Origin of the sequence: Rhodococcus sp. Ni2 (assembly GCF_021352185.1) — a bacterium.
GTDB lineage: Bacteria > Actinomycetota > Actinomycetes > Mycobacteriales > Mycobacteriaceae > Rhodococcus_F > Rhodococcus_F qingshengii.
In genome coordinates this window covers 1,363,373-1,381,196 of the sequence record NZ_WOXZ01000001.1, presented here as the reverse complement: position 1 = coordinate 1,381,196, position 17,824 = coordinate 1,363,373, and the positions used below count along the sequence as shown (strand labels likewise).

Annotated in this window: 18 protein-coding genes and 1 pseudogene; 10 read left to right on the top strand and 9 right to left on the bottom strand. The window is 63.0% G+C overall.

The window, feature by feature from the left end; genetic code table 11:
* The first annotated feature begins 13 nt into the window (after positions 1–13).
* Positions 14–594 (top strand): annotated as a pseudogene (locus GN300_RS29975) (AAA family ATPase).
* Here GN300_RS29975 and GN300_RS06620 read toward each other — a convergent pair.
* The gene (locus tag GN300_RS06620) at positions 577–1,221 is read right to left on the bottom strand and encodes an SUMF1/EgtB/PvdO family nonheme iron enzyme (protein WP_063316032.1); all 645 of its coding nucleotides are present in this window, start codon (positions 1,219–1,221) and stop codon (positions 577–579) included. The pseudogene GN300_RS29975 and the gene GN300_RS06620 overlap by 18 nt on opposite strands.
* A gap of 26 nt (positions 1,222–1,247) precedes the next feature.
* Positions 1,248–2,768 carry a PucR family transcriptional regulator gene (locus tag GN300_RS06615; RefSeq protein ID WP_223257826.1) on the bottom strand — a complete coding sequence of 507 codons (1,521 nt, stop codon included), beginning with the start codon at positions 2,766–2,768 and terminating at the stop codon, positions 1,248–1,250.
* Positions 2,769–2,943: 175 nt separating this feature from the next.
* On the opposite strand from GN300_RS06615, the gene GN300_RS06610 reads away from it, so the two are divergent.
* Both GN300_RS06610 and codB read left to right on the top strand, forming a co-directional pair.
* Positions 2,944–3,408: a nucleoside deaminase gene (locus tag GN300_RS06610; RefSeq protein ID WP_003940577.1), complete on the top strand. Its 465-nt coding sequence runs from the start codon at positions 2,944–2,946 to the stop codon at positions 3,406–3,408.
* Complete coding sequence (gene codB, locus GN300_RS06605) at positions 3,405–4,736, top strand: cytosine permease (RefSeq protein ID WP_063315722.1); 1,332 nt, start codon at positions 3,405–3,407, stop codon at positions 4,734–4,736. Before GN300_RS06610 ends, codB begins: the two co-directional genes overlap by 4 nt.
* A 94-nt stretch (positions 4,737–4,830) precedes the next feature.
* Here codB and GN300_RS06600 read toward each other — a convergent pair whose 3' ends face one another.
* The gene (locus GN300_RS06600; protein WP_063316033.1) at positions 4,831–5,676 is read right to left on the bottom strand and encodes a mechanosensitive ion channel family protein; all 846 of its coding nucleotides are present in this window, start codon (positions 5,674–5,676) and stop codon (positions 4,831–4,833) included.
* Between the two features lie 86 nt (positions 5,677–5,762).
* Here GN300_RS06600 and GN300_RS06595 point away from each other — a divergent pair, with 86 nt between their 5' ends.
* From GN300_RS06595 to GN300_RS06580, 4 genes are all read left to right on the top strand, one after another.
* Positions 5,763–6,401 carry a DUF2461 domain-containing protein gene (locus tag GN300_RS06595; protein ID WP_003939783.1) on the top strand — a complete coding sequence of 213 codons (639 nt, stop codon included), beginning with the start codon at positions 5,763–5,765 and terminating at the stop codon, positions 6,399–6,401.
* Between the two features lie 428 nt (positions 6,402–6,829).
* Positions 6,830–7,822: an ABC transporter substrate-binding protein gene (locus GN300_RS06590; protein WP_007729992.1), complete on the top strand. Its 993-nt coding sequence runs from the start codon at positions 6,830–6,832 to the stop codon at positions 7,820–7,822.
* A gap of 83 nt (positions 7,823–7,905) precedes the next feature.
* Positions 7,906–8,691 carry an alpha/beta fold hydrolase gene (locus GN300_RS06585; protein WP_063315723.1) on the top strand — a complete coding sequence of 262 codons (786 nt, stop codon included), beginning with the start codon at positions 7,906–7,908 and terminating at the stop codon, positions 8,689–8,691.
* A gap of 70 nt (positions 8,692–8,761) precedes the next feature.
* Positions 8,762–9,490: a Clp protease N-terminal domain-containing protein gene (locus tag GN300_RS06580; RefSeq protein ID WP_197487718.1), complete on the top strand. Its 729-nt coding sequence runs from the start codon at positions 8,762–8,764 to the stop codon at positions 9,488–9,490.
* A gap of 69 nt (positions 9,491–9,559) precedes the next feature.
* Here GN300_RS06580 and GN300_RS06575 read toward each other — a convergent pair whose 3' ends face one another.
* Positions 9,560–9,763, bottom strand: a complete 204-nt coding sequence (locus tag GN300_RS06575; RefSeq protein ID WP_003939930.1) for a cold-shock protein — start codon at positions 9,761–9,763, stop codon at positions 9,560–9,562.
* A 388-nt stretch (positions 9,764–10,151) separates the two neighbouring features.
* On the opposite strand from GN300_RS06575, the gene GN300_RS06570 reads away from it, so the two are divergent.
* A complete protein-coding gene (locus tag GN300_RS06570; protein ID WP_063315724.1) occupies positions 10,152–11,156 on the top strand; it encodes an ABC transporter substrate-binding protein in 1,005 nt (334 codons plus the stop codon).
* A 46-nt stretch (positions 11,157–11,202) separates the two neighbouring features.
* Complete coding sequence (locus GN300_RS06565) at positions 11,203–11,922, top strand: dienelactone hydrolase family protein (protein ID WP_050654570.1); 720 nt, start codon at positions 11,203–11,205, stop codon at positions 11,920–11,922.
* Here the strand turns inward: GN300_RS06565 and GN300_RS06560 are convergent, their stop codons facing one another.
* Complete coding sequence (locus GN300_RS06560) at positions 11,923–12,648, bottom strand: SDR family NAD(P)-dependent oxidoreductase (protein ID WP_063315725.1); 726 nt, start codon at positions 12,646–12,648, stop codon at positions 11,923–11,925. It lies immediately after the preceding gene.
* A 72-nt stretch (positions 12,649–12,720) separates the two neighbouring features.
* Between GN300_RS06560 and GN300_RS06555 the strand changes: the two genes are divergently transcribed.
* Positions 12,721–13,260 (top strand): MarR family winged helix-turn-helix transcriptional regulator, encoded by a 540-nt coding sequence (locus GN300_RS06555; RefSeq protein WP_099698127.1) that lies wholly within the window; start codon positions 12,721–12,723, stop codon positions 13,258–13,260.
* Here the strand turns inward: GN300_RS06555 and GN300_RS06550 are convergent, their stop codons facing one another.
* Genes GN300_RS06550 through pcaB form a run of 4 tightly spaced genes read right to left on the bottom strand, consistent with a single transcriptional unit; the run spans position 13,261 to position 17,824 of the window.
* The gene (locus GN300_RS06550; RefSeq protein WP_007730007.1) at positions 13,261–14,472 is read right to left on the bottom strand and encodes an acetyl-CoA C-acetyltransferase; all 1,212 of its coding nucleotides are present in this window, start codon (positions 14,470–14,472) and stop codon (positions 13,261–13,263) included.
* 24 nt (positions 14,473–14,496) lie between these two features.
* Positions 14,497–15,321 carry an IclR family transcriptional regulator C-terminal domain-containing protein gene (locus GN300_RS06545; RefSeq protein WP_058226620.1) on the bottom strand — a complete coding sequence of 275 codons (825 nt, stop codon included), beginning with the start codon at positions 15,319–15,321 and terminating at the stop codon, positions 14,497–14,499.
* Positions 15,318–16,499, bottom strand: coding sequence for a 3-oxoadipate enol-lactonase (gene pcaD, locus GN300_RS06540; protein WP_063315726.1), 1,182 nt, complete (start codon positions 16,497–16,499; stop codon positions 15,318–15,320). The genes GN300_RS06545 and pcaD overlap by 4 nt, the downstream gene beginning before the upstream one ends.
* Positions 16,496–17,824 (bottom strand): 3-carboxy-cis,cis-muconate cycloisomerase, encoded by a 1,329-nt coding sequence (gene pcaB, locus GN300_RS06535; protein ID WP_003940620.1) that lies wholly within the window; start codon positions 17,822–17,824, stop codon positions 16,496–16,498. The genes pcaD and pcaB overlap by 4 nt, the downstream gene beginning before the upstream one ends.

Below are 17,824 nucleotides of genomic sequence, written 5' to 3'. Positions count from 1 at the left end.
CCTGGGTGTATCGGTGCCTTTCGTAGACCCCGCCGCGCTGACGATTCGTCCGCAGAAGATCCTTGTCGCGGGGACTTCCGGTGCCGGAAAGACGACTCTCGCCGGTCGAATCGGGCGGCTTCTCGAGATCGAACACACTGAGCTGGACTCGCTGTTCCACGGGCCCGACTGGATTCCGCTCGACAGTTTCGAAACCGAAGTACGACGCTTTTCCAGCGAGCCGGCCTGGGTGACCGAGTGGCAGTACGGTGCGGTGCGGTGCGTGAGCTTCTGGCCGAGCGTGCGGACCTGATGCTGTGGTTGGATCTGCCTCGGCGGACGGTGATGCGCCAGGTGATCACACGAACCGTGCGTCGGCGATTGCAGCGAGAGGTGTTGTGGAATCGCAACATGGAGCCGCCGCTGCATACCATTCTGTTCGATCCGGATCACGTGGTGCGCTGGGCCTGGCGAACCGACGGACGCAACGAGGAGCGAATGGCCACGGTTCTTGTCGATGTGCCGTCGTTGCCGATAGTTAGGCTTCGCAGTCGAGAAGAGATCGAGGCTGTGCTCGAAGTCCTCGGCCGTCTGCCCTCAGATCGTCTGAGCTAGGCGAAATCCCAAGTCGTCGATAGCAAACGTCGGGTGGCTTCGCCTCCTTACGGTAGCGCCGCAACCGCGCTCACTTTCGGCCCAACTGCCGCCGCGGAAGATCCGGTACGTGCCGTAAACCTCGGGGTCGTAGAGATCCCAGCACCATTCCCAGACATTGCCGATCATGTCGTACAGGCCCCAGTTGTTGGGTGTCTTGGTTCCGACGGGATGCGCTCTACCCTCTGAATTGTCGCTGTACCAGGCAATCTCGTCGATCTCGCCGTAGCGGTAGCCGGAGGTGCCAGCCTTGCATGCGTACTGCCACTCGGCCTCGGTGGCGAGCCGGTAGCCAGTTGCGCCCCGGTCCCACTGCGGAGAATCGGTGTCGACGTCTCGATATGCGGGTGTCAGACCGTCCGCGGCCGAAAGTGTGTTGCAGGTTGCGATGGCGTCCTTCCATGAAAGGTCGACCGCTGGTTTGCTCGAATCGTCCGACGAATCTCCGTGAAGCAGCGCCCTGGTGGTGAGATGGCTTGCGAGGCGGAAGGATTCGACTTTCGAGGTCCACGAAGTACCTTTGCGGTCGTCCCGAAGGTGCACCTCGCCGGCAGGGATCTCGATCATCAACTCCGCTGCTCCGGTCATTCGTTCATCATCGCAGAGGTTGTCGCTCACCCGGGGAGACGCTCGAACGCTGCTTGTGGATCAAGGCCGGTGCGCATGCGCCATGCGGTCAGCGCAAGCCCGAGGCAGACCACCTGTGCCGGATCGTCGAGGGAAACACCCATCAGCTTCTCGATACGCGTGAGCCGTGCATAAAGCGACTGACGCCGAATGCCGAGGAAATCCGCGGTTCTCGCCTTGCCGCCCCGATGTGCGAGGTACGCGTCGAGCGTTCGGACGAGGTCGGCGGAATGTGCTGTGTCGTAAGCGATCAGCGAACCGAGTTGCTCCGTGACGAACGAGGACAAGGAAGCGGGCGTCGTGCCGGCGGCGAGCAGTCGTTGGACGCCGACGTCCCTGGCGAGGATCACTCCGGTCCGGGTGCCGAAACGCCGTGCGATCTGGACGACTTCGCGAGCTTGCGCGACCGCCGCACCGACGCCCGACAGATCCTCGACCGGCGTCGCCACTCCGAGCGTGCGTACCGCGGAACCGCCCGGCCCGCGGCGTAGCAACTCGTCGGCTTCGGTGAACGCAGTCCGCACTCGAGCGGGGGATGCGGACGCCCACCCATGCGCGAGCACGATGACGTGATTGGCCGCAGTCCCGACGACACAGGAGCCGAGCACGGCCCGTACGGCGTCGCGTACTTGGTCAGCGAGCTCTCGAACCGGCGTTTGCCGATCGATGTCGACAGCGGCGACGAGGACGTGGTGCCCCTCCGACAACGGCGTCCACCCGGCGGCTGTCAGTCGCTCGGACAAGTCGCCGTGCGATGTGAGCACACCGCCCACCACGTCGGTGATCACCGATTGGGCGAGTGACTGTCTTGGGCCGAGATCGCCGTGACGGCCGAGTTCCAGAGCTACCGCGACGGCGGCGCAGTTTGCGACGGCGGTTCGGCGTGTGGTTGCCGGCCCGCACAGGACAAGTCGACCGAGTGAGTTCGTCGGGCCGCGTACGTCGTGGATAGTGCGTTCGGTCTCGGATCGCTCTGCGCCGGTTGTGCTGCGCTCGACGGTTCTGCCATCCGCGTCGAGCAGATCGACGCCGCACCCCGCGAGTCGTGACACCTTGTCGAGCAGCGCGGTCATGCCCTGGCCTGCAACCACGAGACTCAGAAGTTCTTGCCAGACAGGCTCGCCCGCTTGCGCCGAACCGAGAGTGCGGCGGAGCATGAGGTCGTGAAAGTCTTCGACCATCCGCTCGAAGGGCACTACTGCGTGCAGGGCCAAGAACGCGAGTCCCCGTCGGCGCGAAGCTTCGACGAGTTCGGGAGGGGCCGTGAGGAACGAGCGCCCGACTTCCATCGCGAGTGCGACGCATCCCGCGTCCGCCAATTGGTCGATGTAGGCGGTGAGCTGCTCGGGAGATCGCCCGTGCAGACCGAGGCCCGTGGTCAGAAGGACCTCACCTCCGGACAGCAGCCCACCCATCTCGTACACCTCGGACGAATGGACCCAGCGGACCACCGCGGTATCGACGTCGCCCGCGAGCACCTCGATTGCGGCGGCCTTGAACGAGGGCATCGCAAGAACTTGTCGCAGAGTCGGGAGCATTTCTATATCGTCCGCCGAGGGGGCACTTCGTCATAGAGCTAGTTCTGCCGAACTGACAGGTTGTCCCTTGTCGGGCTGTTACCACCGTGGTCGGATTGTGACACGAGCCACAATCGACGATTTTGGTCAGACTCCAGGAGCGCACATGAATCATCCGGCACACACCGATGAGTATTTTCTCGGACTTGCGATCGAACAGGCGAAGATCGGTTGGGAGGAGGGCGGCGTGCCGATCGGCGCGGCGCTGATTCACCGGGGCGAGGTTCTCGCAGTCGGACGTAACCGTCGGGTCCAGATGAACAGCGCCATCCGTCATGGCGAGACCGACTGCATCGAGCGCGCCGGACGACTGCCGGCCTCGGTGTATCGCGAGTGTGTCCTCTACACGACTTTGTCGCCGTGCTTCATGTGCGCCGGAACTGCGCGCCTGTACGAGATCCCTCGAATCGTGGTCGGCGAAAATCGTTCGTTCGAGGCGTCGGAGGAATGGTTGCGCAGCAGCGGAATTCAGGTCGACGTCGTCGACGACGCGGAGTGTGTGGCACTGATGGACCGCATGCTGGCCGAGCGCCCGAGCCTGTGGCTCGAAGACATCGGCGAAGTTGTATGAGCAGCGCCGTCGAACCTGCCACGGTCGCAGGCGATTCGGAGAGCGCAGGCCCCCCGATCGATCCAGACTATCCCGTCACTCCGGTTCCGCTTCATGCACGAAAGCCGTTCTTCTCGCTCGCAGTCGTGTTGTTGGGGTTCACCATCTTCACGCCGACGATGTTGGCCGGAGCAGCGCTCGGTACCGCGTTCTCGTTCTGGAAACTGATGGTGGTGATCGCCGCCGGATCCGCCATCTTGGGGGTCTACGTCGCCATGATGGGGTTCGTCGGAGCCCGAACCGGACTGACTACAGTTGTGATGGCGCGCTACAGTTTCGGCACTCGCGGGTCCAAGCTCGCTTCGATCCTGCTGGGCGGTACTCAGATCGGCTGGTACGGAGTCATCATCGGCACGATCGGTGATCTCACCGCGCAGGCATTGGGCTGGGAGTCCTATCTCGCGCGGGCGTCGGTGATGATCGCGGCGAGCATCTTGATGTGCGTCACCGCCTGCTACGGCTACCGCGGAATGTACTGGGTTTCGCTCGTCTCGACGCCCTTGATCCTGGCGTTGGCCTGCTGGGTCGTGTTCCGGTCCCTCGAAGAGGTCGGTGGATTCTCCGGCCTGGTCTCGGTTCAACCGCAGACGACCATGACGATCGCGCTCGCAATCACCACTGTCGTCGGCACGTTTGTATCGGCGGGAACGCAAGCGCCCAACTGGACCAGATTTGCTCGCTCCGGATCACAAGCGGTGTGGGCCTGCGTTATCGGGTTCCTCCTCGGAAACGGATTGATGATCCTGTTCGGCGCCATCGGAGCCATCACGTTCCACGAGGGTGACTTCGTGTTGATCCTCTACAACCTCGGGCTTGTCGGCTGGGGCCTGGTCTTGCTGTTCGGAAACCTCTGGAAGAGCAACGCAGACACCGCATACGCCTTCGGAGTGGCCGGTGCCGAACTGTTCAGAAAGCCTCGCAAGACCCCGTTCGTCATCGGTGGATGTGTGATCGGCACGGCGCTCGCTCTGACCGGTGTGCACAACCATCTGGTCGACTACCTGAGTCTGCTCGGAACTTTCATCCCGCCATTGGGCGGCGTGATCATCGCTGACTTCCTGTGCCGGTGGCGGCGAGGCATTCCCGAGGGATACACCCCGCAGCCGGTCCACTGGCGAAACCTGGCCGTCTATGCCGTCGCAGCGTTCCTCGCTTGGCTTTCCGGTGAGTTCGAGGTGGGAATCCCACCGCTGATCGGAATCGTGGTAGCCATTGCTCTGACGATGTTCCTGCACAAGGCGTTTGGCAACAGATCGGCAGATCGGGAGGTCTCGACCTCCACCGTCTGAATCATGCTTCAGGCACCAGCGAGCCCCCGGCGGTATCGACCGCGCCGGGGGCTCGCGTAATTGATGGAAAGGGTAGACGATTCCGTCTCAACCGTCAGCGCAGAACAGGCAGGTAAGGTGCCTCGATTCCCTGCTCTTCGAACGCAGTCAGCGCCGAGCGCGCAAATGCGCGCTGGACTGCCCATTGGCGCCCAGGCTTGACCGGCGCCGTCACTCGAATGGTAATTGCCTCGGCAGTAACCGAATTGACTCCCAGCATCTCCGGCTTGTCGATCATGTCCGCCCTGATCGGTTCGGACTCTGCCGCCTCGAGGACAGCTCGCGTCGCCACCTCACACGCTTTGTGCACGTTCGCATTGTGGGCGATCGGGAGATCGAGAACTGCAGTGGCGTAACCCTGACTCATGTTGCCCACTCGCAGGATTTCGCCGTTGCGGCAATACCACAAGGTGCCGTTGACATCTCGAATCGTGGTGACGCGCAGGCCCACTGTTTCGACGGTGCCGACCGCGTCGCCGAGATCGACGACGTCGCCGACACCGTACTGATCCTCGAGCAACATGAAGATGCCGGAGAGGAAGTCACGCACCAGGTTTTGTGCACCGAAACCGATGGCAAGGCCGATGACGCCGGCGGATGCGATGAACGGCGCGACGTTGATCCCGAGGATGCCGAGAATCTGCAGCACACACCAGACCAGGATGACGATGGACACCGTCGATTTGAGTACCGAACCGATGGTCCGGGCTCGCTGCGATCTGCGCTCGTTCACCTTGGCGTTCGGAGACTTGCGAGGCTTCGACATTCGATCGATCCCGCGGTGCAGTGCGAAGCGCAGAACGACTGCGAGTGCCACGTAGATCGCGATCTCGACGGGTCGGTGAATCAACCAGTCTCGGTTGGTATCGGTCAGTTCCCATGCTTGTATTTCGGAAATCATCTCCATACAGTCTACGGATTCGGGCCGATCCGGGCATCGGTGCAGGGCAGACGGTCCAAAGCCGAACAGGCAGCTAGGCTTACGCCATGGCTGCGTTCACTGGCATACCCGTTGCTGCACTCGACTTCTACGAAGACCTGGAAGCCGACAACAGCAAGACCTGGTGGGCAGCGCACAAGGAGACGTACGACGAAGTGGTTCGTCGTCCGATGGCGTCGTTGACCGCGGCGTTGGAGGACGAATTCGGCACGGCCAAGCTCTTTCGGCCGTATCGTGACGTTCGATTCTCGAAGGACAAGATCCCGTACAAGACGCACCAGGGAGCGTTCGTCGGTCTCGCCGAGAGCTGTGGCTACTACGTGCAGATCGACGCGGCAGGGTTGATGGTGGCCGGTGGTTTCTACGCCAGCAGTTCGGAGACCATCGCGCGTTATCGTGCGGCTGTCGACGACGACGTTCGAGGGCCGGAGCTCGAGAAGATCCTGGCCTCCGTCGAGAAGGCCGGATTCACGATCGGCGGCGACAAGCTCAAGACGGCGCCTCGCGGATACACGGTCGATCACCCGCGGATCGAATTGCTGCGTCACAAGTCGCTGACCGCTGGTCGTAGTTACCCAAGCCCGTCGTGGCTAGACAGCGCCAGGACATTGAAGGAAGTTCGCACAGCGTGGCGCGCACTGACGCCTTTGGTCGAATGGTCCGGACAGGTGCTCGGACCGAACTGACCGTCCGACAGAAAAGTGTGACGTAGCCGTAGGAGAGTTCACCTCGAGTTCATCAAAACTCGAGACGCCTGGGGCTAGCGTGGTGTGTGTAACCGAAAGTTTCGGCCCCGCTTCGAGTCGCAGCGCCGCAGTTCGAAGCCATTTTCTCTCGATCGACATCGTGAACAACCCGTGTCAGTGGAGACCATCATGGCTATGTTTCTCGCCCTCGTCCTGATCATCTCGGTCCTCGGAATCGTCGGCACCTACCTCGCGTTCAGTGCGGTCTACTTCGTCGAGATGCGCAAACTCGACAAGTAAGGGGTGCGAATTGGCCTGATTCGACTATTTCTGGGCCGATCGCGACGACCCTCCCTGCGTACGCTGTTAGGGCATCCTTATCCGCTCGCAACAGTGGATGATTCATTTCTTTTGGAGGTTCGACACGCATGCCCGCTCAATCCACGCTCTTGCTTCCCGAGGGTTACTCCGACAACCGCCTCGTCTCGGATCTCACTCGTCGGCAATTCGGCTTCGGCGCCGGAATCGCCGGACTGGGCGCGTTCCTGGCGGCGTGCGGTGACAGCGGAAGCAGTTCGGGCGAAACCGAAATGCGTTCCGTGACGACACCTCTCGGAACGTACGACATTCCTGTCAATCCGAAGAGAGTTGTCGCGATCGACTCTCGGCTCGACCTCGAACCTGCTGTAGCTCTGGAACTTCCGCTCGTCGGCTACACGTACGCCCAGGCGACACCGTGGGTGCCTATCGATTCGTCGGTACCGTTCCTGTCGGAGATCCCCAACCGCGAGCAGATCTTGGCGCTCGAGCCCGACCTGATCGTGTGCCTGAACTACGAGAGCGAGTGGTGGCCGGTGGCCGAGATGTCCACCATCGCACCGGTTCTGACGACAGAGTTCACCGACGACTGGCGCACAAACCTCTCGCGGTTGTCGGGCTGGCTCGGTCGAACGGCCACACTCGATCGATTGACGCTCGACTACGACAATCTGATTTCCGACATCCGCAGTCGTCATGCCGAGAAGATTGCGTCCAAGACCGTCGCCAGTGTCTCGTTCATGCCGGACACGAACACGCTGTACGTCACGAGCATCCGTACCTCCGAGAAGGGCGACAAGCCCAGCGACATGACGCTCGGCGACATCGGTGGCAAAACCGCCACCTCGGAGGGGCTCGATCCCGAGGGCGGCGTCAGCCTCGAAGGCCTCGACGTGCTGGCCGGCGTCGACGGCTTCATGATCACCGAGAACGAGGACAGTGCCGCGTACCAGGCATTGGTGGCGAGCAAGCTGTGGCAGCGACTCCCGGCAGTGCAGGCGGGCAACGTCACCAGTCTGGGTGGCTCTACGTTCTACGGTTCGATCTACACGATTTCGTACGTGGCACAGGGTTGGGATGCCCTGTACAACAAGATCAGCTGAAGCCTCTGCCGACCGGACCGATGAGTTTAGGTAACGCGGGCGGTCTAATCAGGTAGGCATTGACCAGACCTGAGGAGATCGACGTGCAAACAGAGCAATCCCCAGCGGTAGTGCAATCCCGCGACGGTACGACCATCGCATACGAACGCTCCGGTGCCGGACCAGCAGTGGTCCTGGTCGCCGGAGCGTTCTGCGACCGCGGATGGTTCGATTCCCTGGCTGCAGAGTTGGCGGCGGACTTCACGGTGTACTCGTACGACAGGCGCGGACGCGGGGACAGCGGTGACAGTCGCGCGTTCTCGATCGACGCCGAGGTGGAGGACTTGCGGGCGGTCGTCGCTGCCACCGGTGAAACACCGCTCGTTTACGGATTGTCGTCGGGTGCCGCGCTGGCTTTGGAGGCCGCTGCGCAGGCCGTTCCGATGCGTAAGCTCGCCGTCTACGAGGCGCCGTACATGGACGACGACCAGCGTGACGAGACTGCCCAAAGTGACCTGGAGCGATTGATTGCGGGCGGCGACAGGGAAGGTGCTGTGACGCGTTTTCTGGATCTGACCGGCGCGTCTCCGGAGATGGTCGACGAGATCAAGCGGAGTGCCGATTGGCCCGACATGTGCGCCATCGCGCACACCTTGCCTTACGACGTCGCGGTGTGTGATCACGGCTGCGAGTCGCTCGATTGGCTGGCCTCGATTACCGTCCCCACGTTGGTCATGTACGGCGGTGGCAGTGGTCAATGGGCGCCTGCTTCGGCAATGCGAATTGCCGCACAAGTCTCGGGGACAAAGACTCTGGAGATCCCCGGTCAGGGCCACGGCGTCGCCGACGACGCTATTGTCCCGGCTCTGCGTGAATTCTTTTCCGGCTGAGCACTGGGCGGCGAAAACGATCGTCAACCTAGGGTTGACGTTTTCGGTTGCGTCAACCTATGGTTGACGCATGAGTAAACCAGTGGAAATGACCAACAAGGTTCGACTCGACGACCTCATCGACGCGATCAAGAAGGTGCACACCGATGCTCTCGACCAACTTTCCGACGCCGTGATTGCCGCTGATCATCTCGGTGAAGTTGCAGATCACCTGATCGGTCACTTCGTCGACCAGGCGCGCAGGTCGGGAGCGTCGTGGACGGAGATCGGCGCGAGCATGGGTGTCTCGAAGCAGGCTGCGCAGAAGCGTTTTGTTCCCAAGGCGCCGAGTGATCAGAAGCCGATGGATCCGAACGAAGGGTTCAACCGGTTCACTCCCCGGGCGAAGAACGTCGTCATGGCCTCGCAGAACGAAGCCCGCGCCGCCGGTAATGCAGAGATCCAGCCTGAGCACCTGCTCCTGGGGCTTGTCGAGGAGCCTGCCGGGTTGGCTGCGAAGGCGATAGTGGCGCAGGGGGTGGAGCTCGGATCCGTCCGAGCTGCAGTGGCCGGTGAACTACCGACTCCGACTTCCGAACTGCCAGAACTCATTCCGTACGACGCTCGTGCGCGCAAGGTCCTGGAACTGACGTTCCGTGAGGCTCTTCGCCTGGGCCACAACTACATCGGAACCGAGCACATCCTGCTAGCGCTGCTCGAACTCGAAGACGGATCAGGTGTTCTGGCTGATCTCGGAATCTCGAAGTCGGTGGCGGAGTCGAACATCGTTGGAGCGTTGGCCGTCATTCAGGATCAGTGATTCAGAGGTGAATCCGATGCAGAAGAGGGCCGCACCCTTGCGGGTGCGGCCCTCTTCTTGTGTCACTGATCAGACAGCGCGCACATTGGTGGCCTGAGGACCCTTCTGGCCCTGGCCAACCTCGAACTCCACACGCTGGTTCTCGTCGAGCGACTTGTAGCCGTTGCCCGAGATTTCAGAGTAATGAACGAACACGTCCGGTGTTCCGTCGTCGGGAGCGATGAAACCAAAGCCCTTTTCGCCGTTGAACCACTTCACGATGCCCTGTGCCATACCGATACTCCCTACAAACTCGATCCGGGCCCTCACATCGAAGTCCCGATCTCGATACGTCTATCCTCCCACGCCGCGCAAGTCGAACGGTGGGCGACGTGCAAAAGACGGTAATTCGGAAGCTTTCGAGGAGGGAATGGCAACTGATCTTCGACTGATTTTCGACGCTGGAGCGACCCGATCGCCGAAGGCAGGGACTGGTGGCTCGCCCAACTGCCTGCGGTGATAGATCAGCGGGAATGTACTTGTCCGCTCGAGAACGGTCCATTTTGATCGCTCCGATCTCTCGGAATCGCAAACGTAGGAACCCTATGGAAGATGAGGGTGGGCTAACCTCTCTTTCGCTGTGCCCTCGGCGCGCGCAGCAGCCTAGAAGGAGAGTGCATACATGTACGGAACGATTTGTGAATCCACGACGTCTGAACTGGTGGACCAGCTCAGTCGCCGTGGGTTCTTCGGGGTCGGCGCAGTGGCAGCGGCCGCCATCCTTGCGGGTTGTTCGACGGCGTCAGATGCCGCAGACGCCGGTGAGCAACGCCAAGTCGTCAATGCGCTCGGCACCACCACGATCTCGGGGAAGCCGGAAAGGATCGTTGTTGCCAGCGACTTCACGGATCTGGAATTCCTGCTCTCGCTCGGCGTTCACCCAGTCGCCTACGGCAACACAGGATCGTGGGACCGCGGTTCACTGCCGTGGCAGAGCACCGCGGGAATAGCCGACCTCGAAAGCTTCGGCACCACAGGCGAAATCAACCCGGAAATCATCGCGCGCTACTCGCCGGACCTCATCATCGGAATGAAGACTTATCTCGAACCGGCAGCCGAGAGGCTCAGTCAGATCGCGCCGGTCATCGCGCTGGACTGGACCACCTCGTGGCGTGACGGCGTCGCCACGGTCGGGCAGGCCGCATTTGTCGACGAGGCCGCTGCTGCAGCGATCGCCCGGACCGACGCCCTGATCTCCGACACCGCAGCTTCCCTGAACGGCTTGGGTGGCAAGACGATCATGATCGGCTCGATGTACGGCGATCAGTTGTATGTGCAGGGGGATGCCAGTGCGCCCGGGGTTCTGCTGCGCGAACTCGGACTCGACTATCGCGGATACAACGCCGAGCAGATGACTGCGCTGTCGATGGAGCAGGCGGAGGTACTCGCACCCGCAGACATTTTGCTCAGCCTCGCTTCTGATCAGGAAGCGACGACGAGGTTGGAGAACTTCGCAGTTTTCCAGAACCTCCCCGCGGTGAAGGCGCGAGCCTATGCGCCGGTCGAACTTCTGCTCTCGAATGCCTTTGTCGACAATTTCGGTCCACTGAGCGCGCCGTACGCCTTGCCGCAGCTCGCCGAGGTCTTGACCGGGCTTGCGGCGGGCCAGGGAAAACAACTCCCCTGACCTCGCTTCCGAGCGTACGGACCCTGCGTCGGCCTAGCATCGAAACATGGTGGACATAGATCTGACGGGCCGCGCCGCAGTAGTCGGCGGATCACAACCGCTGCGAGCGATACTCGAAACCCCCACTACCCCCGGCCCGTGGCCGGGGGTAGTGATGATTCACGAGGCCTTCGGGCTCGAGGAGGTGATGCAGCGGCAAGCCAAGCGGCTGGCCGCTGCGGGATTCCTGACGCTCGCTGTCGACCTCTACAGCGCGGGCGGGGCGAAGCGGTGCCTCGTGCCCACCATGACGTCGATGCTTCGAGGACACGGCAAGGCGTTCACCGACATCGAAGTCGCTCGCAGTTGGCTGGTGGAATCCCGGGACTGCACCGGAAAGATCGGTGTCATCGGATTCTGCATGGGCGGCGGCTTCGCGATGGTCAGCGCCGGAGATTTCGACGCTGCCTCGGTCAATTACGGTCAGCTTCCACGCAAACTCGATGAGGCCGTGGTGGATGCGTGCCCGATCGTCGGGAGTTTCGGAGGCAAGGACTTTTCGCTCCGGGGCGCGGCAGCGAAGCTGGAGACGGCGCTCAGCAATGCCGGTATCGAGAACGACGTCAAGGAGTACCCCACCGCCGGCCACGCGTTCCTCAACGACGCGGAGGCCGGACCCAAGGTGCTTCGTCCTTTGGAGCGCATCCTCGGAATCGGTCCCGATCCTGTTGCAGCGCAGGATGCCTGGAAGCGAATCGACTCGTTCTTCGAGCGCCACCTGGCGTGATCAGCGACTGGTTCTCTCACCGCCGTTGACTGCCAATACCTGACCGGTGATCTGCCGGGCACCCGGTGAGGCCAAGAAATGGACGGCTGATGCGATGTCGTCCGGGGTTCCGGCGCGCTTGGTGCTGGTGGATTCGATCAGCATCGCGCGACGCTCGTCCGTCAGAAAGTCCCGGAAGAACTCGGTGTCGGCGATGTAACCGGGGGAGACGATGTTCGCCGTGATGCCTTCTGGGCCCAGTTCGGCGGCCAGATCGACATTCCACGTCGCAACTGCTGCTTTGGCAGCGCCGTACGCTCCAGCTCCCTTGTCGGCGGCAATCGATCCGATGGTGATGACGGCACCGCCACTGGGGATTCGATCTCGAACTGCTGCTGTGGTCAACACTGCCGACATCAGATTGGAGTCCAGATTGGCCCGCCACCCGGCGGCCAGGGATTCCAGATCTGACGGCGCTTCACGATCGAAGTCCGTGTTACCGCCGGCGCAGTGCGCCACGACGTCGATGGTTCCCGGAAGCGAATCCTGCAGCCGCTTCAGGTCTTTCGGGTCGGAGTTGTCACAAGTAAAGGCGTGAACATTATCGCCCAACTCCTCCGCGGTCTTTTCGAGTGGTTCCGTGCGTCGGCCGGTGACAAAAACGGTGTCTCCGTCCCGGGCGAACGCCGCTGCAACTGCGCGCCCGATCCCTGTTCCGCCGCCGGTTACCAGAACTGTGCGTGTCATGCCTACCTCCGTGAGCTACGTTTAGACCTATACGAAGAACGTATCATTTAGAGCTAAACGAGGTGTGCAGTGGTGGGCGACTACAACCCGGACGACGCGGTGGACGCGGTTGCCTTGGCATGGCTTCGCGAAAGGCCGGGCACGCCCGTGGAGGGTATCGGCATCGTCACCAGGCTGTGGATGTGCGCCAAGCTGCTCGGTGAGGATCGCCGACGGGTACTCGCCTCGGCCGGTGCGGACACAGCCACGCTGGACCTACTCAGTGTCCTGCGGCGATCCGGCGAGCCGTATCAGTTGACGACTCGCCAGATCACCGAGCAGACCGGAGTCACGGCCGGTGCGATCTCGCAACGACTCGCGCGCGCGGAGAACGCGGGTCTGGTGGAGAGGTCCTCCGCCGCGCAAGGGTCACGAATAGTGCTCGTGACCCTCACTGCCGCCGGTCACGAGCTGGTGGAGCAATTGGTGGACCGAGTTCTCGGCCGTGAAGCCGAACTGACGTCGATTCTCACCGAGCAGCAGCAGGCCGAACTCACCGAACTGCTGCGTGTCTTTCTCGACGGCCTGCGCGGCGAACTCGGTGACTCCGGCGTCGCGCACGTCGGGGCTTGATCAGGACAGGCGCTCGAAGACCGCAGCCAGGCCCTGCCCGCCGCCGATGCACATCGTCTCGAGGCCGTAACGCGCTTCGCGACGGTCCATCTCGCGCAACAGGGTGGCCAGGATTCGTCCACCCGTGGCACCGACCGGATGTCCGAGGGAGATGCCGGAGCCGTTGGGGTTGATGCGTGGGTCGTCGGCCTCGAGATTCCAACTCTGCAGGACTGCAAGTGCTTGTGCCGCAAAGGCTTCGTTGAGTTCGATGACGTCCATGTCCGCCAGGGACAGCCCGAGGCGGCCGAGTGCCTTCTCCGACGCCGGTACGGGGCCGATGCCCATGGTGCGCGGCGGAACGCCCGCAACGCTCCAACTCGCGAGGCGTGCGAGCGGTCGCAGTCCGAGGGTACGAGCTTTGTCGGCGGTGGTGACGATCGCCAGTGCTGCGCCGTCGTTCTGACCGCTGGCATTACCTGCAGTCACGGTGGAGTCGGGGTCGATCTTTGCGCGCATGGGACGAAGGCGCGCAAGCGATTCCATCGAGGTGTCGGCGCGTGGATGCTCGTCGGTGTCGACGAGCAGGGCCTCGCCCTTGCGCTGCGGAACGGATACCGGAACGATTTCTTCGGCGAAGACGCCGTTCTTCTGTGCTGCGACGGCACGCTGATGGGACTGAACCGCGAGGGCGTCCTGATCTTCGCGGCTGATGGAGAACTCGGCGCGCAGGTTCTCTGCCGTTTCGATCATTCCGCCGGGAACCGGGAAGTCACGTCCGCCGGCTGTGACGCGGGCGCGCGCGAGACGATCGCTGAGCGCAACTCCTTCACCCTTGACGCCCCAACGCATTCCGGTTGCGTAGAACTCGGCCTGGCTCATCGACTCGGCACCGCCCGCGAGGACCAGGTCACTGCCACCGGACTGAACCTGCATGACGGCCTGGATGACTGCCTGTAATCCCGACCCGCACCGGCGATCCACCTGCATGCCGGGAACATCGATGCCCAGACCCGCGTTGAGCGCCGCGATGCGTCCGATCGCCGGAGCCTCACCGTTCGGCGAAGCCTGGCCGAGAATGACGTCGTCGATCTCCGCGCCGGAAATGCCGGTACGCGTGACGAGTTCGGTGATCAGCGTCGAGGCGAGATCTTCCGGGGCTACGTCACGGAAGACACCGCCGAAGCGGCCGACAGGGGTACGGAGCGGTTCACAGATGACAACGTCAGGCATTGGTTCTTCCTTGGGTCTGCTCGGTCAGCGGGTGGCAGCCGAGTGATTGTTGGACGACTGAGTACGTCCGAGATCGACGGAGATGGCGTCCGCAGTGGCGACTGCGGCCGGAACCAGTTCACCGCGAACAGCTTCGGCGCTGTAGCGGGCGGCTTGGGTGGAGATGTTGACGGCCGCGACCACGTCACCGGTCGCGTCCCGGATGGGTGCGGCGAGCGAGCGCAGACCCTCTTCGAGTTCCTGATCGACTATCGCGAACCCGTCGGTGCGAATCTTCTCGAGTTCGGCGCGTAGTCCGTCGGCCGTGGAGATGGTCTTGCCGGTCAGGCGGGCGAAGGACACTCGAGAGAGGTATGCGTTTAATGCGTCGTCGGGTAGGCCCGCGAGCAGGACCCTGCCCATGGACGTCGCATAGGCGGGAAAGCGCGTGCCGATGGTGATGGACACCGTCATGATGCGGCTGACCGGAACACGAGCCACGTAGACGACGTCGTCACCGTCGAGGATCGACACGGACGTGGATTCACGGACCTTGGCGGACAAGGCTTCCAGATGCGGCCCGGCGATCTCGGGAAGGGACAGACTGGAGAGGTAGCTGTAGCCGAGTTCGAGGACACGGGGCGTCAACCAGAACACCGAACCGTCAGTACGTACGTATTCGAGTTCGACGAGCGTGAGTAGGAAGCGGCGAGCAGTCGCACGCGTGAGATCGGTGTGCCGGGCAACCTCGCTGAGGGTGCGACGCGGGTGCTCACCGTCGAATGCCTTGATGACGGAAAGCCCACGGGCCAGCGACTGCACGTAGTCCGGGGACGGTCCCGGCGCCTGCTCGCTGCTGTTCTCACTCATGTTGTCTCGTTCTCCTCAGGTTCGGCCGAGAGGTCCGCGAGTGCTTGCTTTCCCAGCGCAAAAGCCAAGTTGCTGTTCGGCACACCCGCATAGACCGCGGTATGGAGAAATACTTCCACGAGTTCGTCGGGATCGATCCCGGCACGCAGCGCAGCGCGAATGTGCATGTCGAGTTCGTGTTCGTTGCCGACGGCAGTGAGGATCGCGAGAGTGAGGAGCCTGCGGGTGTGGTGATCGAGGCCGGGGCGCGACCAGATGTCACCCCACGCCGTGCGAGTGATGAAGTCCTGGAAAGGGGCGGTGAACTCGGTGGCACCGGCAATGGAACGGTCGACGTGGGCGTCGCCGAGCACCTGGCGTCGTACGGTCATGCCGGCCGACACCGCGGCGCTACGTTGGGCGAGCGCAGATGTGTGCGAGGCAATATGCGTTGCAAGTAGTTTGGTGACGCGCCCGGCTTGTTCGACGTTGGCCAGGTGTGCGCCCGGATCGACCACGTGCAGTACCGCATCGGCGATGCCGTCGGCGATCGCGCTCAACGTCGACGGAGGCGTCGCCGGATCCTGCTCGCCAGCGATGAGGAGCGTCGGAGCGACGATGCGGGCCAGGTCGTTGCGGCCGTCCCACGTCGAAAGCGCCTCGCAGCAGGCGGCATAGCCCTCGTCGGGTGTGGCTTCGACCATCGCGACGTGACGGGCGACAAGCTCCGGATCGTTCTCGGCCAGTCCCGGCGTGAACCAGCGTCCGACGACGGCGGCCGCGATGGATGCAATACCGTCCGCACGGACAGCCCGAGCACGATCGATCCACGGTTGAGCCGGGGCGAACTGCGAGGACGTGCACATCAATGTCAACGTCTCGACGCGAGTGGGGTGGTGCGCGGCGATCCATTGGCTGACAGCGCCGCCGAGGGAGAGCCCGACGAGATGTACGGACTCGAGTTCGAGCGAATCGAGGAGAGCGATGACATCGCCGGCGAGATCGGCAATTGAGTAGGGGCCCGTAGGCACCGGTGACTTGCCGTGGCCGCGATGGTCGACGGCGATGACGCGGTAGCGATTCGACAGCGCGTGAATCTGCGGCTGCCACATGGACAGATCGGATCCGAGTGAACCCAGGAGAACCACTGCCGGGGCATCGAGATTGCCGGTCTGTTGAAAGTTGAGCGCGACGCTCATCGAGATCCTCCTGTGGGGCGTTCGGCGAGGGCGCGGTCGACCAGATCGGTGGCGTGGCCCAGATAGTGTGCGGGGTCGAGTAGTTCGGCGATCTCGGTTTCGCTCAGGTGCTCTGCGATGGCGGGATCACGATCCAATCTGGTTCCGGAAGTGGCTGCCGCGGTGACGATGTCGCGCGCTCGATCAGTGTGTGCGGACAGGGCCTTGGTGACACGCTCGGCGAGAATCAGGCCACCGGTGATGTCGAGATTGCGAGCCATCGACTCGGTGTGTACTTGCAGGCCGGTGAGGCTCACGGAAAGCTGGTGCGCCGCTCCGCCTGCCAGACGCAGGAGATCGGTGACGGTTTCCCACTCGGCGTGCCAGGGGCCTGCGGCGCGAGCGAATTCGTGATCCATGTTCGACAGGGCTGTGGCCACCAGCGCGGGAGCACGTCGCGCTGCCGCGCGGGCGGTGATCGCGGCAACCGGATTCTGCTTGTGCGGCATGGCCGATGAGCCGCCCGGAGCGCTCTCGGCAACCTCGGACAGTTCGGTGGACGCCATGACGGTGATGTCGGTGGCGGGCTTGGAAACGGCGCCGGCGACGATACCGAGTGTGGTCGCGAGTTCTGCGATGGTCACGCGGTCGGTGTGCCAGGGAGTGACCTGCCTGGCCAGGCCGAGTTCGTCGGCCAGCGCGTCGGCGATCCTGAGCCCGTCGGGATACAACGCAGCGAGTGTTCCTGCGGCTCCGCCGAATTGAACCGGCAACGTGGACAGCACGATCTCGAGGCGAATCGCTGCGGCGTCGAGTGCGGTGAACCAACTCGATGCCAGTAGCCCGAAGGTGGTCGGAAGTGCTTGTTGTCCCAGGGTTCTCGCGACCATCGGAGTAGAGCGATGGATGCGGGCGAGGTGGGCGGCGGAATCGGCGGCGCGGGTCAGGTCGGCCAGAACCACCGCGCCCGCGCGTCGCGTCAACAGCATCAGCGCACAGTCCATGATGTCCTGACTGGTGGCGCCCGGGTGCACCACGGAGGCAGGCACACCTTCCTGTCCCACCCTTTCGCGCAGCATCTTCACCAGCGGAATGACGGGATTTCCGCCGGCGGCCGACGCGCGGCCGAGCGCCACGATGTCCAGACCGCCCGGTTGTGAGAGTTCGGCCGCGGCAGCAGCCACCGCGGCGCAATGTTCCCCGTCCGCCAACCCGACTGTGGCCATCGCACAACTCAGTGCGGCCTCCACGTCGAGCAACGCGGTGACCCACGCCTGGTCGGACAGGTGCTCCGATACGCGGGTGGCCCCGAACACCGGGTCGAACAGTGCGCCGCGAGTGGGCAT